This window comes from Robinsoniella sp., assembly GCF_034124845.1.
The window spans coordinates 1-17,261 of the sequence record NZ_JAWYAJ010000302.1; the positions used below are offsets into that span (position 1 = coordinate 1).

At 43.1% G+C, this 17,261-nt stretch carries 14 protein-coding genes; all 14 read right to left on the minus strand.

The window, feature by feature from the left end:
- Nucleotides 1-812: ABC transporter permease (locus tag ACH2DQ_RS15140; RefSeq protein ID WP_395027305.1), on the minus strand; the 812-nt coding region annotated here is incomplete at its 3' end.
- A 60-nt stretch (nt 813-872) separates the two neighbouring features.
- Nucleotides 873-2,021, minus strand: a complete 1,149-nt coding sequence (locus ACH2DQ_RS15145) for an ABC transporter substrate binding protein (RefSeq protein WP_394915347.1) — start codon at nt 2,019-2,021, stop codon at nt 873-875.
- Between the two features lie 131 nt (nt 2,022-2,152).
- Complete coding sequence (locus tag ACH2DQ_RS15150; RefSeq protein ID WP_394915346.1) at nt 2,153-3,031, minus strand: 4Fe-4S binding protein; 879 nt, start codon at nt 3,029-3,031, stop codon at nt 2,153-2,155.
- An 11-nt stretch (nt 3,032-3,042) separates the two neighbouring features.
- The gene (locus ACH2DQ_RS15155) at nt 3,043-3,192 is read right to left on the minus strand and encodes a CD1871A family CXXC motif-containing protein (RefSeq protein WP_044296781.1); all 150 of its coding nucleotides are present in this window, start codon (nt 3,190-3,192) and stop codon (nt 3,043-3,045) included.
- A gap of 167 nt (nt 3,193-3,359) precedes the next feature.
- The gene (locus ACH2DQ_RS15160; RefSeq protein ID WP_394915345.1) at nt 3,360-4,391 is read right to left on the minus strand and encodes a LacI family DNA-binding transcriptional regulator; all 1,032 of its coding nucleotides are present in this window, start codon (nt 4,389-4,391) and stop codon (nt 3,360-3,362) included.
- Between the two features lie 80 nt (nt 4,392-4,471).
- Nucleotides 4,472-6,817 (minus strand): hypothetical protein, encoded by a 2,346-nt coding sequence (locus tag ACH2DQ_RS15165; RefSeq protein WP_394915344.1) that lies wholly within the window; start codon nt 6,815-6,817, stop codon nt 4,472-4,474.
- Nucleotides 6,818-6,824: 7 nt separating this feature from the next.
- A complete protein-coding gene (locus ACH2DQ_RS15170) occupies nt 6,825-8,432 on the minus strand; it encodes a glycoside hydrolase family 43 protein (RefSeq protein ID WP_394915343.1) in 1,608 nt (535 codons plus the stop codon).
- On the minus strand, nt 8,429-10,765 hold the full coding sequence (locus tag ACH2DQ_RS15175; RefSeq protein WP_394915342.1) for a hypothetical protein: 2,337 nt from the start codon (nt 10,763-10,765) through the stop codon (nt 8,429-8,431). The genes ACH2DQ_RS15170 and ACH2DQ_RS15175 overlap by 4 nt, the downstream gene beginning before the upstream one ends.
- A 3-nt stretch (nt 10,766-10,768) precedes the next feature.
- Nucleotides 10,769-11,758 (minus strand): ABC transporter permease, encoded by a 990-nt coding sequence (locus tag ACH2DQ_RS15180; RefSeq protein ID WP_394915341.1) that lies wholly within the window; start codon nt 11,756-11,758, stop codon nt 10,769-10,771.
- Nucleotides 11,748-13,262: a sugar ABC transporter ATP-binding protein gene (locus tag ACH2DQ_RS15185; RefSeq protein ID WP_394915340.1), complete on the minus strand. Its 1,515-nt coding sequence runs from the start codon at nt 13,260-13,262 to the stop codon at nt 11,748-11,750. The genes ACH2DQ_RS15180 and ACH2DQ_RS15185 overlap by 11 nt, the downstream gene beginning before the upstream one ends.
- A 25-nt stretch (nt 13,263-13,287) precedes the next feature.
- Nucleotides 13,288-14,292 carry a sugar ABC transporter substrate-binding protein gene (locus ACH2DQ_RS15190; protein WP_395027309.1) on the minus strand — a complete coding sequence of 335 codons (1,005 nt, stop codon included), beginning with the start codon at nt 14,290-14,292 and terminating at the stop codon, nt 13,288-13,290.
- Between the two features lie 354 nt (nt 14,293-14,646).
- Nucleotides 14,647-15,375: a YebC/PmpR family DNA-binding transcriptional regulator gene (locus ACH2DQ_RS15195; RefSeq protein WP_394915338.1), complete on the minus strand. Its 729-nt coding sequence runs from the start codon at nt 15,373-15,375 to the stop codon at nt 14,647-14,649.
- 23 nt (nt 15,376-15,398) lie between these two features.
- Complete coding sequence (locus ACH2DQ_RS15200; protein WP_394915337.1) at nt 15,399-16,760, minus strand: hemolysin family protein; 1,362 nt, start codon at nt 16,758-16,760, stop codon at nt 15,399-15,401.
- A 283-nt stretch (nt 16,761-17,043) separates the two neighbouring features.
- Nucleotides 17,044-17,261: type II toxin-antitoxin system PemK/MazF family toxin (locus ACH2DQ_RS15205; protein WP_395027312.1), on the minus strand; the 218-nt coding region annotated here is incomplete at its 5' end.

Genomic DNA, 17,261 nt, shown 5'->3' on the forward strand with positions numbered 1-17,261 from the left:
ACAACGGCTACAATAACACGGTACAGGATAGAGCCTAAAATAGCAGAACCAAGCTTTCCTGCAAAGTTCAGTCGTTTTCCCATAACAACTTCACCAATTACAATAGATGCCAGACCGATTACGATGGTTCCCGTTCCCATACCTACGTCGGCAACCTTCTGTGCCTGCACCACTAATGCACCAGACAGACCCACAAGGGCATTACCGATAACCAAACCGAATATTTTCATCTTATCCGTATCCACACCCAGTGCACGGATCATCGCTTCATTATTCCCGGTAGCACGGAGCGCGCTTCCGATTTCCGTTCCGAAAAGCCAGTACAGCAATGCGATTGCTGCAATTGCAATAATCAGGCCGATCATACAAACAACAATGGTATTGATATTTGTATTTTTCTGCAGACTGTCCGGCAAGATCTTTACCAGCATTGTTACAATGGTATCCGTGCCTTTTTCCCTGGTATTAATCGGCGTATTCGCCTGCCCCATTATTCTCAGGTTGATCGAGTAGAGAGAAATCATCGTCAGGATTCCCGATAATATAGCGGGAATCTTAAGCTTTGTGTGGAGTATTCCGGTAACTGCACCTGCCAGACCTCCTGCTGCCAATGCAAAAAACAGGGTCAGAAATGGATTCATATGCAGCTTAACGCAAAAAACCGCACTGATACATCCGCCCAGTGCAAAACTTCCATCGCATGTCATATCTGCGAAGTCCAATATTTTAAATGTTATGTATACCCCCAGTGCCATCAGGCTCCACAATAATCCCTGGGACACTGCCCCAAATATTGCCATTAAAATGTTCATCTCTACCTCCATTGTTATAAAATGGCCGTTTCAAAACACCTTTTGAAACAGCCATCTCTCTTATTCTTCTGTCGCAGAAGTCTCCTCTGATGAAGCTTCTGTTGTTGCAGCCGGTGTCTTAACAAACTCCTGTAACTCTGCCGGAATCTCAAGTCCCAGTTCCTCTGCTGCGTCTTTGTTGATTACAGTATCAACATCTTTTAAGTATTCAATCGGCATAGCAGCCGGATCGCCTTCGCCAGCTAAAATCTTAGCAGCCTGTGCACCTGTCTGTTTACCCAGGTTAAAGTAATTAATACCTCTTGTTGCAAGTCCTCCGTTATTAACCATTCCTTCTTCGCCGCAGATGATGGGAATACCAGCTGGATTTGCCACCATGGAAACGGTCTGCATTCCTGCTGCAATCATATTATCCGTAGGCGCATAAATCGCATCTACTTTGCCTACCAGATTCTGAACTACCTGCTGAATCTCGTTAGAGTTGGAAACGGTTGCTTCCTGTGTCTCCAGTCCGATTGCTTCTGCAGCTTCTTTAGCCATATCAGCCTGGATCTTGGAATTGGTTTCACTGGAGCAGTAAAGGATCGCAATTTTCTTGGCATCCGGAAGCATTTCCTTTAATAAATCCATCTGCTCTTTTACGGGAGTTAAATCAGAAGTACCAGTAATATTTGCTCCTGGTGCTTCGTTTGTTTCCACTAGTCCGCTTGCTGCAGGATCAGTAACTGCTGTAAGTACGATGGGAATCTGCTCTGTTGCATTTGCGCATGCCTGTGCTGCGGGCGTTGCAATTGCAAGTATCAGATCTGACTGGTCATTTACCAGTTTGGACGCAATGGTACTGCAGTTGGACTGGTCGCCCTGAGCATTCTGATAATCGATCTGGATATTTTCTCCGTCTACATATCCAGCTTCCTTCAAGCCCTCAACAAATCCTTCGTAAGCTGCATCCAAAGCATCATGCTGCACTAACTGACAGACACCTATCTTATATACCTTATCCGTATCTGCTTTTGCTGCACTTGCTGCCTCTGTGGCATCTTCACCCGCTGCATCTGTAGCAGCGCCTTCTGCTGATGCACCCTCTGTAGAAGCCGCACTTGTCTCCTTTGAAGCTGAAGTCTCAGTGCTTCCGCCGCCGGAACCGCAACCAGCCGCCATAGAAACAACAAGACCCATTGCCAATAACATAGATAATGCTTTTTTCATAATATCCTCACTCCTATTTTCTTTTCCGAATCAACGCTTTCTCGCATTAAAGCGTCATGTTCATAAAAGTGACTATACACTATTTTAAGAAAAACGTCAATATATTATATGAAAAAAGTAAATATATCCCTCTATTTTTTGTAAAATGTCCCATATAATTTCGACATAGTGGAAGAAATTGCTCCCGTAGGACAAGACTTTTTACATTTCCCGCATCGAATGCACTCTGCACTGTTTGGTGTCTCATATACCGGGATATTTATTTCACATACCTTCTGGCATTTTTTGCAATTGATGCATTTTTTGTGATCCACTTTGTAGCGGTATATAGAAACCTTGTTAAAGCATCCGTATATGGCTCCCAATGGGCAAAGATATCTGCAGAATGGACGGTAAATTACGATAGACAGCACAATGATTAATATCAGAAGCCCCATCTTCCAGTTGAACAGAAATCCAATTGCTTCCTGAAGAGGCGGATTTGCCGATACCAGTGGAATACCTCCAAACAGTGTTCCCGAAGGACATATCCATTTACAGAACCAGGGGTCTCCATTTCCAAGGAGATTTACTGCAAATAGGGGAAGTATGATGACAAATACAACCAGAATTATGTATTTCAGATATTTTAGTAACTTATCCCCCGGAACCTTCCGTATTTTCACCGGAAACGGAATCTTGTGGAGCAAATCCTGGACAAGTCCGAACGGACACAGCCACCCACAGATAAACCGCCCGAAAAAAGCTCCAAATGCCATCAAAAAACCAATGACATAAAAAGAGAACTGGTATTTTCGGCTGCCCAGCACTGCCTGAAGAGAACCAATCGGGCAGGAACCCAATGCTCCCGGACAGGAATAGCAGTTTAACCCCGGCACACATAGATTTTTTGTGCTTCCTTTAAAAATAGTCCCACCCAGAAATCCATTTACATAGCCATTAGAAAGAGCAGTAAATGCAATCTGCACAACGAGACGTATATGATTCCTTAATCTTGTAAATATTCCCATTTTACGCCTCCTCATCCGATTCCAATACATTCCAGGCATATATTGGTTGCCTTTTGAAACACGGTAGCTGCCTCTCCGTTAAACACGCCGACAATGAGGAATACTGCGGCTGCGCATATGATAACAAGGGCTGCTTTGTTTTCTTTTAAAAATTTTACCATCTGTTTTCCTCCAAACTGATTAATTGTGGCAGGTTTTAGTATATCATTCCCGGAAAAAAGTTGCAAGTTTAGACAAAAGCAGGAGGCATCTGTGACAGATGCCCCCTGGTAACTCTTTCCCAATCATTTATATGACGTAACCCCGATATCCTTCACCCACATTTCATTTATAAAGAAATGTTTTGCTTAATATAAATCGACAACTCAGTTAGATACTTATCTTCCGGACGAATTCCAAGGCCAATAAAATCGTACAATATCTGAAGCGGCATTTCTCCTTGTTTTTCCGGCTGCTGTCCGATTGTCGCACCAATTACGCCTTTGTCAATTAAATACTTCTGTCTGCTCACGATATCATTTGTAATAATCCGAATTCTTTTTTGAATGTCTACTTTGGCTATTTCCTCACAAATGCTATAATCTCCCGGATTTACTACATAAATCGCATCCAGATCCGGTGTGGCTTTAACCAACTCTAATACGTTTGAAAAATTATCATTCAAAAACACAAAATAAGAATCCCGATTCACAATATCAATTCCAGGATAGTTGTTATCCAGCTCACCTAAAAACCCCTGAAGTCTCTGACGGAATGCTGGAGACTGTTCATCAAAATTTGTCGCCAATGCTATTTTGCCTCGTTCATGCGTTACCAGCGCAATCAGCCCGGCTGCCACACGGCCTGCTGCATAATAATCACATCCCACATAAGATAACCTTTGGGTATTTTCCATATCCAGATTCAAAAAAACCATGGGTACATTTTTAGCATCCATTCTTTTGATGAAAGCTTCTATGGACTCCATCTGCAGCGGTAGTATCGCAATTCCATCCGGTTCATCCGCTTCTACCTGTGCAAGCAGGGGCTCAATCGCCCGGTCAGACAACTCCTTGATCAGATAAAACTTTACACTGACTCCAAAAGCTTCCAGTTCTTTTGCCTTTTCACGCGCTGCTTTGTAGACGTCAGCAAAGAAAAGATCAATTGGTGTATCACAAACCACAAAGCCCAGTCTAATCTTTTTCTTCCACGCTGCCAACATCTGACCTGCCATATTGGGTTCATACCCAAGCCTGTCTGCAATCTCTTTCACCATCTGATATGTTTTGGCATTTACACCTTCCCGGTTGTTGAGTACTCTGTCTACAGTTCCTCTAGAGACACCGGCTATTTCAGCTATCTTTTTAATTGTTACCATTATCTATTCCTCATCACTATTTTAGAATTACGGGAGTACAAAGTACTGAACGATTCATATCTATCATAGCAATTATAACATCATTTCATACTGGTGTTAATACAAATTTCAATTATTTTATCAAAATCCAGAGTTCCGTAGTACTCCTCCAGTCTATCCAGATTATATATAGCCATCGCATTGACAAAACCATTACAGGTATCATTATCATCACCCTTATTCTTAGCTGCTGCACCGGAGAATTCACTGTGTTCCGTATCAGCCAGCCATAGGGATGTCATATAGCCTTCGCATTGTACACCCGGCATTGCATAGCCATACATATTTCCCGGAGTGGACAAACCATGCTGCATGCCTCTGGTTACTATTTTCCCCAGTAACGCCAGTTTTTCATCCCGGCAATATCCTGCAATCCGCATTAAATCAGGAACTACCTCCTGGAATGAACAATCTACATAACTACACGCGGGGATCACATCGCATCCTGCCCACCCAGTCGTTTTAAAAGAATACCGGCCAAGCAGTGTCTTTTCATCAAATGGTATATCCCACAAATAAGTCCAGCTGGCCAGAATTCTGGCTGCATCCCTGGCTCCGCTAAGTAGGTTCACATCTTTATTCTGCTCATACACGGCCAGCATGCTTCTCATTGCAAACATCACACTTGCCGCGTCAATTTTGACTGATTTCTTATGTGTTGTGTCATTGATGCCTCCAATGTATCTGACATCTCCCACGTAGTTTTCCATAATAAAGGCTGCTGCCCTTTCAGCTGAAACCAAATACGCCTTATTTGCGGTATAACGGTAGGCATCTATCAAAAGCGGAACCGGAAATATCACCCCGGATCCCTGCTCCAACTCAGAGGCACCAAACCACTCAGGAGGATTAGTCAACGGCTCACCCTGCATGGTATATCCCCGATTCCAGGAACCGTTCTCATTTTGCATCATAATAAGCTTATCGCAGAACTTAAGAACAGCCTGCTGCCAAAGAGGATGCTCTCTCCCGCATTCCTTTTCAAAGAGATAGCATTTCATGAGATAGTACATGGTATCCACCATAGACCTGCAGTAATTCCCCTTTACCTTCCCAAGTTCTGATGCGATTCCCATCAGCGAATCCACTACCTGATTACCAAGATAAGCTTGAAGTTCTTTACGGTCATTTGAATATTGAAATGGAAAGAGAATGCCCGTCCACCAGTAGACGAACGTCTCTTTTTCTACATTATATATACCATTTGGCAATCCGGAATCATCCATACAATATTCCACAAGAAAATTTATTGTCTTTACTGCGCTTTCACGGTATTTCTCCTTCAGTGCAAGATCACTGGTGTCCCTGCCTGCGATAAGCATGTCCAGAGCCAGCAATGTCTGCGCTCCGCAAAAACCATATTCGAGGAGATGTGAACTTCCATACGACTGCCGCGGTGAGAAGTGTACAAAGTAACCTGCCGGAGTCCCCTTTTTATCCTTAAACTCCAAAAAACTATTGAGAATCATTTCTCTTCTATAAGAGCGCGCCTCACAAAGCGTTACTGGCAGCGCTGTCTCCGGATTCAGGATCCTGTTCATCTGCAGCACCGTTGTGTTCCATGATGCTTCTGTCAGGCTGGAAGCCAAACCGTACTGCAGAAGATAAGAAACCTTAAAAGTCACCCCCTCTTTTACCTGTTTGTAAGCAGACCAGCCGGAACCATCCACATTCAGACAAAATGTGTTTCTCTCAAAGAATGGGTAGTCACAACGCAGGATAAACTCCTCCGCACAGTACTTAGATGGCGCCATTCCAAGCGATCCAATATCCGTCTCATGAATAAAATGTCTTTCCCCAATCTGCGCTCTGGTGATCGTCGTATCTTTTACCGGAATGTCGGCTCTGATCAGAGATAAAAAATACTTATTTTGTGGAATATATGCCGTCACTGACAGCATGGGATTCCTGTCATCTTTATAATCCTGGCTGAACGTACCTAGATAGTCATCCCGGCCATCTTCATCGGTATCATTTTTATTGTAGAAAGAACCAGGTATCATGAATTGATAGTCATCAAATGACTGAGCATCTTTGTCACAGCAGCGCAGTTCGGTCGTTATCCGGATACCGGTTTCCTTTACACAATGTATGCATTCAAACGATCGTTCCAGCTTCCATAGACCTTCTTCTTCAAACCAGAAGTCAATAATTTCATACTTATTTTCATATCGGTCAACGATTCTTGCTATACCATAATAGCCATTTTTTTTCGCTTCCCACCTATCATAACGCACGTACTTTATTACACCACTTATATCCTGCAGCATAATGGGATAATCCACATATATGGACAACCCCGCCTTTCCTTTGTCATTACCGGGAACACTGCGCAGCATCAGTGCAAACTTCTCATACCGCTGCACTACTTCCAATGTCATCTTCATATTCCCTTCACCCCGCATATTCCTCTCCGTTTCGATGATATATCAGATAATCAAACTCCGCCGGACAACGTTGTCCTGAAGTGTCCTGACAGCATAGTGTAATAAACGTTCCGGTAAAACGAAGCCCATGGCGTTCCTGATCATAATAATCATCTGACAGGGTGGTGGCATCCTGCACTCCTCCTACCGGGTGATATTCCCTGCCATCAGGGGACCAGTAAAACTCTGCAATATCATTGGATACAACCAACCGCATAAATATTGCCTCAATGTCCTCCGGTAGAGTTATCTTATCACTGCCCATACTAATTTCACCATGGTCACAGACCAGCAATTGTAGAATCCTGCCCCGATTTTCATCCCATGATATATTCAGATAGAAATAATTTGTTGTATCGTAGTACAAAGCCATACCAGCAGACTGTTGCATATTTACGGGTCCAAAACGCATTTTTGTTTCCGCCCTAAAATTAAAACAATCTCTGCGAATTCCTACCAGGCTCTGCGTGTGCAGAGACTCCATAGATTCCTTGCCGTACAGAATCAGCGATTCCCGGCTTGTGTCAAATGCCATCCACTTTTCATCCAGTGGTATCCGGAGCGTTTTAAACCCAATCGGTAGTTTTCCTGGAAATGTCATCTTCTCCGGTTCCTCTTCCCATCTATGAGCAGGCAGGTCCGGTGCCGGTACACTATCTTCTGCAAAACCGGAATGATTGTCTAACTTAAACCAATTATCCGGCGTTCTTCTGAGCCTCTGAATAGCCGTTTCTCGCCCCAGCATACATCTCTCGCCGTTTCCGCCTGGTCTGCCGCACAGATGCGCCAGGTACCATTCCCCTTCCTTTGACTGTACAATACTTCCATGACCACATTTTTGAAGTCTGAGCTCAGGATGTCCGGCTGAAGTAAGCAGTGGATGATGTGGGGAAATCTCATAGGGACCGGTTATTTTTTCTGCCCGAGCCACTGTTACCGCATGTCCATAGAAAGTTCCACCCTCAGCACAGATCAGATAATACATGCCGTCTATTTTATATAGGTTAGGTCCCTCTACCGAACCGATCTCGCTGCCCTTAAAAATATTAACCGGTGCTCCAATAACCGCTTTTGCTTTTGCATCATATTCCTGTAACGCTATGCCGGCAAAAGAGCGCTGTTTATCACGATGATCCCAGATCTGATTCAGAACGTATTTTTTTCCATCATCATCGTGAAACAGCGATGGATCAAAACCACTGCTGTTTAAGTAAATCGGATCTTCCCATGGCCCCAAAATATTCTCACTGGAGGTTAAGTAGTTATCAACATCCTTAAAGTAATTACGGTATGTTTTAACGTTGGAATAGATAAGATAAAACCGGCCATCGGCATAGGAAAGACATGGGGCCCACACTCCGCCGGAATCCGGAACCCCCGTCATATTAAGCAACCGTGTATCATCCAGGACTCCGCCCAGTCTCTGCCAGTGCACCAGATCCCGGCTTTTATGTATCTCCACACCTGGAAACCATTGAAATGTAGAAGTGGCAATATAATAATCATCACCGACACGGCAAATGGAAGGATCCGGGTGAAATCCCGTCAAAACAGGATTAATAATCATTTTTGTCATCTTTTATCCCCGTGTCTTTCTTTTTCAATCAGTTCAATAATATGTTCAAAATCCATCGTACCATAAGTTTGAGACAGGTAATCCAGGTTCAGAAGCGCCTGTGCATTAACCAGCCCGTTACAGGTATCATTATCATCGCCTTTATTCTTTGCCGCCGCACCTGAGAAGCCTTTATACTCAGTATCTGCAAGCCACAGCGAGGTCATATAGCCTTCACACTGGATGCCAGGCATTGCATAACCATACATATTCTGCGGCATCGACAGGCCATGATGCATTCCTCTGGTTACGATTCCTGCCAGCTTTGCCAATTCGGTATCCCTGCAATATTCTGCTATACGCAGTAATTCTGGGACGAACTCTACAAACTCACAATCCACATAGCTGCCGCCCGGTATCACATCACAGCATGCCCAACCGGTAGTCTTAAAACCATGCTGCCCCAGCAGCGTGTGCCGGTCAAAGGGAATATCCCACAGATAAGTCCAGCTCGCCAGTATCCGCGCGGCATCTCTTGCACCTGAAAGAAGCTTTATATCACCGGTCTGCTCATAAACCAACAGCATGGTCCGCATTGCAAACATCACACCTACCGCATCAATCTTGACCGATTTGCAGTGGGTTGTATCGTTTAATCCCCCTATATAGCGCACATCTTTCACATAGCATTCATATACAAACTCTGCCCCGCGTCTTGCCGATGCTAAATATTTTTCTTCTCCAGTGAACCGATATAGTTCTACAAGAATCTGTGCCGGAAAAATAGCGCCCGATCCCTGCTCTGCCGCTGTTTTCCCAAACCATTGCGGCGGATTTGTCAGCGGTATGCCATCCATTGTATAGCCACGGTTCCACGAACCATTTCCGTTCTGGATCTCAACCAGTTTATCACAGAATTTAACTACAGCCGCCAGCCATTCGGGATGCTCTGCACCGTCTGCCTTTTCTACAAGATAGCAGCGCATCAGATAATGCATCGTGTCTACCATCGACCTGCAATAATTCCCTTTTACTTTGCGCAGCTCTTCTGCCACCGGCATTAATGAACTCACAATTTGATTCCCCAGATAACCTTCCAGTTCTTTCCTGTCATCAGAATATTGAAACGGAAACAAAATACCGGTCCACCAGTAAACATATTCCTCTTTATCCACATTATATATTCCGTTCGGTAAACCAGAATCATCGATGCAGTTCTTTATAAAATAATCAAGTGTCTTGAGTGCCCGTTCTCTGTATGTAACATCCTGATTATCTTTAGCCGCTGTCAGCATGTCCAGACTTAAAAGTGTCTGCTGCCCGCAAAATCCGTATTCCAGTAAATTTTGTGCACCATATTTTTGGCGCGGAGAGAAATGAACAAAGTATCCTGCCGGGTTACCCTTCTTATCAGGAAACTCACGAAAGCTGTTATGTATCATTTTTCTTCTGTAATAGCGAGCTTCTTCCAGGCTAAATGGCAGCTCCACTGACGGATTCAGAATCCTGTCCATCTGAAGCTGTGTCGTTTTCCATGACGCTTCCGTCAGATCGGCTGCTTTGTCTATTTTCAGCAGATATGTCATGCCAAACTTTACTCCATTTGTTATTTTTTTATAGGCAGACCATTCCGAACCATCCACATTTAAGCAGAAAGAACTTCGCTCATAAAAAGGATAATCACATCTGAGAATAATTTCCTTGGCATGATACTCGGAAGGCGCAAGCCCCAGCGACCCGATGTCGGTATCATGGATAAAATGCCGCGATCTGATCTGCTCTCTGGTTATCGTCTCATCTTTCTGAGGAAGATCCCCCCGGATCAATGAAATGAAACGCTTGCTGTTTCGGCAGAATGCCATAACTGACAGTGATGGATTTCTGTCATCCTTGTAGTCCTGGCTGAATGTCCCAAGATAATCGTCTACCCCATCGTCATCCGTATCATTCTTATTATACAGGGCACCTGGGATGATAAACTGATAATCATCCAGTGTATTTGCTTTATCATCCCTGCACCGAAACTCTGTTGTCAGCCGGATGCCGGTTTCCTTTACACACTTTATACAATTGACATTTCTATCCAGACGGATGAAATCCGCCTCCTGTTTCCATACGTCCGAGATCTCATAGCAGTTACCATGCAGATCTTCTGCCTGAATGACTGCCTGATAACCGTTTCCTGAATCATGATAACAATCATAGCGAAATTTTCTTTTTGCTCCTTCCAGATTCTGAAGAACAACTGGAAAATCTAGAAATATTTCCATGTTCAGGCCTTCCTTTTCCCTCTCATCTCTGATCAACACTGAATACTTTTCCTGCTGTCCTACAAACTTAAATTCTCTTCTCATTGTCTATCCCCTTTTCCTGATATGCAACCGCTTGTTGCTTTTAAGTGTATCTAGATAAACTGCCAGCAATATCAGCAGTCCTTTTACAATAATCTGCCAGTAAGATGTAACATGAAGCATATTTAAACCATTGTTCATAAAACCAAGAATCAAAACACCGATCATGACGCCCCCTGCTGTACCAAGCCCTCCGCTAAAGCTGACTCCGCCGAGTACTGCCGCTGCGATGGCATTTCCTTCATATCCTGCTCCAGAAGTAGGTTGCGCTGAATAAACCCGGGCAGCCAGCATTATACCTGCTATAGCACTCATTACACCGGTAAAAACAAACACCATCGTAGTGATAAATTTGACCTTTATCCCCGCATAAACCGCAGCACTTTTATTTCCGCCAATTGCATACATCCCTCTGCCAAACTTCGTCCGGTTCAGCAGTATACTGAGCAAAACCAGACAGATGACAATCACAATAGCCAAAATCGGTATCGGTCCGAAATATCCTGTACCGATAGAACTGAACTTCTCATCGTAGCACATGATAGATTTTCCATTTGTCATGAGATAGGCTGCGCCCCGGAAACACTGTTGGGTAGCAAGTGTAATGATAAAGCTGGGTATTGTCGTAAATGTTGCCAGAAGCCCGTTAATCCCTCCACAAGCTGCTCCGAATACCAGTGTAATAATCACCGCTGCTTCTGTTGGCATTCCCCCTTCGATTAACGTAACACAAACACATCCGCTAAGAGCCAGTACACTGCCAACCGATAAATCAATACAACCTATAATCAACACCAGTGCCATACCAAAAGCAAGAACGGAATCCACACTGATTTGCCGCATGACAGATAAAATATTATCCGTCGTAAGAAAAGTCGTGGTGAATATGGATAACGCCAGGATAATCAAGAATAAAGCAACCAATATCATTGAATTTCGCTTTAAAAATTTCTCCAGACTTCTCTTTCCTGATATTATATTATTACTAGCTTTCATGTTCATATCCTCCTGTCGCATAGTGCATGATTAATTCCTGCGTCACTGATTCCTTTTCCGGCTCAAATATTTTAACCATTCTTCCCTCACACATGACAGCAATTCTAGAGCTCATGTTCATCACCTCTGGTAACTCTGAAGAAATCAATATTACTGCCACACCTTCTTCGGCTATCTTGCAGATCAGGTGGTAAATATCGGATTTCGCACCCACATCCACCCCTCTGGTGGGCTCATCCAGAATCAAAATTCTCGGAGTTGCCGCCAGCCATTTTGAGATCACGACTTTTTGCTGGTTCCCACCGCTAAGTTCAACCGCCAGTTGATCGGTATCGGCCATTTTGATTTCCAGTTGATTAATATATTTTGCCAGAATCTCTTGCTCTTTTATTTTATCTATCGATATTCCCTTTATAAACTGATCCATCACGGTCAAAGTCATGTTAAAGGATATGGAATTATCCAAAATCAGTCCATTCGCTTTTCGATCCTCTGGTATCAATCCAATTCTTTTTTTAATAGCATCCCGCGGTGATTTCACGGTGCAGAGCTGACCATCCAGATACATGGCTCCGGAAGAAATTTCTTCCAATCCAAATATGGCATTTGCCAACTCCGTACGTCCCGCTCCCATCAGACCGGTAATACCTAAGATTTCACCTTCCGCCAGAGTAAAGCTGATATCTTCTACTTTTTCGGTCGTTAAATGCTCAATCCGCAGCACCTCGGAGCCGGTCTTTACCTTATAATCCGGATAGTAATCCTCAATCTTATGACCTACCATATTATGTATAATCTGCTCATAACTGATTTCGCTTAACGAAACAGAAAGGATATGCCGACCATCCCGCATAATTGTTATACTGTCGGCAATACGACTGATCTCATTCATCTTATGAGAAATATAGATAATCGCAACACCTCTCCGGCTAAGACTCTTTATCTGCTGAAACAGAAACTCCACTTCCCGATCGGTTAACGATGAGGTGGGTTCGTCCATGACAATGATACCTGCATTGGTGGAAAGTGCTTTCGCAATTTCCACCAGCTGCTGCTGTGAAATACTCAGCTCCCGGACAATGGTATCGGGGGTAAGTTTATCTAGCCCGATCCGCTCAAGGATTGCCGATGCTTCCCGATACATTTTTCGAAAATCAACGAATCCCGACTTATTCTTAAATTCACGTCCCAAAAAGATATTTTCCCCAACCGTCATATCCTGAACCAGAACAATCTCCTGATGTATGATAGAAACACCGTGCTGTTTTGCATCCTGTACAGAACCGTTATCCAACTTGTCCTCACCAATGAAAACTTCGCCTGAATCACAGTTATAAATCCCTCCAAGAATTTTCATCAACGTTGATTTCCCTGCACCATTCTCACCTGCCAGTGCCCTTACCTCTCCTCTGTGCAAATTAAAATCCACATCATGCAATACCTCTACACCACCAAAGCTCTTACTAATCCCCTTCATTTTCAAGATATAATTTTCACTCATCATCCGTTTCTCCTCTGAAACTCTTTCCTTATTTAATCCCCCAGTATTCCTTATACGTATCCAGATCGTCAATCGTACACAGGCTAAATTTCAGCTTCGGATCTTCTTCGCACTTTCCGGTATTTAGAACCGCCACTGCTCTGTCCGCTGCTGCTGCTGCCAGTTCTTTCATCGGATATACAGCTGTTATATCCAGTGCACCATCTTCCATATTACGGATATCACCGGAAAGACCGTCTACATTCGCAACCAGGATATCATCCGTTTTATTTGCTGATCTTACAGCGGCGGAGATTCCGATACCACAGTTAGAATTATTTCCGAATATCGCCGTAACTTCCGGAAACTGCTGCAGCCAGTCCTCGGTCTTCTTCATTGCTTCATCCTCAGTGCATACACCATCAAATACGTCTAGTACTTCCATGCCTTCATTGTCTGCAATCGCATCTTTAAAACCATCCCCCCTCTCCCGACATACAAATGCTACATCATACGTAAGAATACAAATCTTTCCTTTACCGCCCAGCTGTCTCGCAACTTCTTTTCCCACCTCATAGCCGGCAGTGTAATTATCACTTGTCACAGATCCAATCACCAATTTCAACAGATCTTCCCCTAAAATCTGATTTACACTTAAGACCGGTATATCAGCCTTATTGCACAGTTCAAATGCAGACTTTACACCAACCGAATCACATGCTTCGACGATGATTAGCTTTGCCCCCTGACTGATAAAGTCTTCAACATCTTTAATTTGCTGTGCCTGATCAAGATTTGCGTCTTTAATCACTGCCTGGTAACCTTCTGACTCAACTTTTTCTTTAATCGTGTCACACATAATCGTAAGTCCTTCATTGGTATACATAGATGTCGTAATGCCAATTAAACCCTTATCTCCCTGCCCCATAACCTCAGTTGCGGCGCTGCTGTCCTCACTGACTTTGCCGGTATTTCCACCATTGTTCCCTGAACTACATGCACTTAAACTTGCCATCATGCTGATACATAATAAAATACCCAATACCTTTCTCATACCTTTCTCCTTTCTTTAGAACCAATAGTTTCCATTTTCGTGCCCGTGCACGATAAATGTTATATTAAGAATATCACCAATATACATAATTGTCAATTATATTTTATTTGCATCTTAATTTTTGTACAACATTACTAAATTAAGTGCTTATTTAAAAAATCATGAAGTATTATTTAATGTCTTAAACTATGATAATTTCCCTTATACCAGAAAGGACTTCTTTGTGCAAAAGTTATATAAAATCACTGCAAGAAATAGTAACGCTCTGCCGCATTTTTCTACAAAAAAAGACTTCATGCCTGTCTCAATCAGAAACAAACATAAAGCCTTATTTTCATTATTATTTAATTTAGCCTACTCTTCCCAGTTATGATAAACATTCTGTACATCATCGTCTTCATCCAGAAGGTCTAAAGTTTTCTGCAGGTTCTTAACTGCAGTCTCATCTGTCAGTTCCACATAGTTTTGCGGAATCATGGTTACTTCGGCTTCCGCCATCTGGATGCCTTCTTTTTCAAGGGCTTCCCGGACGTTGCTGAATTCATCCGGATCCGTGATGATCTCATAGCTGTCTTCTTCTTCCTGGAAGTCTTCAGCACCTGCATCCAGGGCAATCATCATCAAATCATCCGCTTCCATATCACATTCTTCTTTGTCAATGATGATCTGGCCTTTTTTATCAAAGCTATAGGATACACATCCCGGTGTTCCGATGCTTCCGCTTCCTTTTGTAAAAGCACTTCTTACATTGGCAGCAGTACGGTTCTTGTTGTCGGTAAGTGCATCTACAATAATGGCTATTCCGTTTGGTCCATATCCTTCATAGGAAACGTATTCGTAGTTAACGGCATTGGCATCGCCGGCTGCTTTCTTAATACCACGGTCTATGGTATCATTTGGCATGTTATTGGCTTTTGCTTTTGCAATTACATCACGAAGTCTGCTGTTATTATCCGGATCAGAGCCGCCTTCTTTTACGGCTACCGCGATTTCTCTTCCGATAATGGTAAAAATCTTCCCTTTTGCAGCATCATTTCTTTCCTTTTTGTGTTTAATATTGGCAAATTTTGAATGTCCTGACATCTTGATTACTCCTTTATCTTTCTTTATTCTTCTGTTATTTCTTTTGGAATCTCTTTTACTAATTTACTGACTCTTACTTTTTGTATTGTTTTATTGGCAACGTTCAGAATCTTGAACGCATAGCCTTCTTCTATAATTTCCGAGTCTTCTTTTTCGTCGGGAATCTTATCCAGGCGGTAGATCAAATAACCATTGAGTGTCTCAAAATCATCTGACTGAAGCTCGATATGAAGTATTTCTTCCACATCTTCCAGAGGCGTCATACCGTCCATAATATAATTTCCATCCGGCTGTTCCTCGATCAGTATTTCATCCACGTCATACTCATCCAGAATATTACCCACAATCTCTTCCAGGATATCTTCTAATGCAATTAATCCTGCTGTCTGTCCATACTCATCCGCAACGATTACCATCTGAAGCTTTTTGGACTGCATGCTCTGGAATAAGAGATTGATATTTCTGGTTTCGGGTATAAATACTGCCGGGCGGATTAAATCCGGTATGTCTTTTACTGCCCAGTTATCATATTTGTTTTTCGTATGAAAACGCATGGCATCTTTCAAATGCAGGATACCGGTAATGTTATCGATATTGTCTTCAAATACCGGAAATCTGGAATTTGTACTGTCCAGCATAAACTGCAGGCTTTCCTTCAGGGTTTTATCCTCATTTACTGCAATAATATTCTTTCTGTGAGTCATAATATCCTGAGCTTCCTTATCCCGGAACTCAAAAATATTCGTTATCATCTCTGCTTCGCTGGCCTCCAGAACACCCTGTTCATGACCTTCGTTCACCATAGAGATAATTTCCTCTTCCGTCACATCCTCCTGAAGCTTCCCCGGATCAATACCAAAAAGCCGGATAATTACATTTACAAATGATGTAAATAAATATGTAACAGGACTAAACAGAACGACAATTGTATGCACAAGCGCTACCTGTCCAAATGCCCATTTTTTCGAATAATGAGCCCCCAGTTTTTTCGGAAGCAGTATGCCAAATGTATATAAGAGAAAAAGCATACAGACAACAGCCAGAAACATGTAAAGAAATTGATAAAAACCACCCGGCAGGATTTGCCCAAGACCGGTTTTGTCCAGCAGCAGCTTCCACAATGCAGATGCAGGACGCAGCAGCACACCGCCGGCCAGCATGCACAAAAGCGTCGTTGTGACCTGGATTGTGCCAACCAGCCGGTCCGGAGACGCCTTGGCGCGCAGAAGCATCCTGGCCTTAGCGCTGCCCTGTGCTTCTTCCCGCTCCAATTCGCCTTCATTCAGCGCCTGAACGGCAGAACCAAATCCAAACAATACTGCATCCAGCAATATAAATATTAAAAAAACAATGAATCCTGTCGCAGGACTCCCACCACTATCCATTTGTAAAAATACTCCTTCCTGTTGTAGCTTGCGCTATTCAGGGGTATCACAGTAAACAGTGTAACTGCCCGGAACAGTTCAGACAGATCTGTGCATTTACTGCGCAGATCATACGAAAACCCGTAGTCCGCAGATATCCAGCCCTTCGCCCAAGGCGAAATTCGACGGGCTGGATGAGTAACAATTCATGCTGTCTGAACTGTTACAACTCTCCAGAACCTCACAGTTACGGATCAGTTTCTTATCACTAGAAAATATATCATCTTCCCGGAAATTAGTCAAGTTATGTAGATAATTCCAAGCTGATTTTAAGTGCCCGGTCTACCTGACGTAAGATTTCCATATCCAGATGACACACCCTGTCTTTTAATCGTTTTTTATCTATAGTACGAAGCTGTTCCAAAAGAATCACCGAATCCTTTACAATTGCATATTTCCCTGCATCAATTTCCACATGGGTGGGCAGCTTCGCTTTATTCATCTTCGATGTAATTGCAGCAC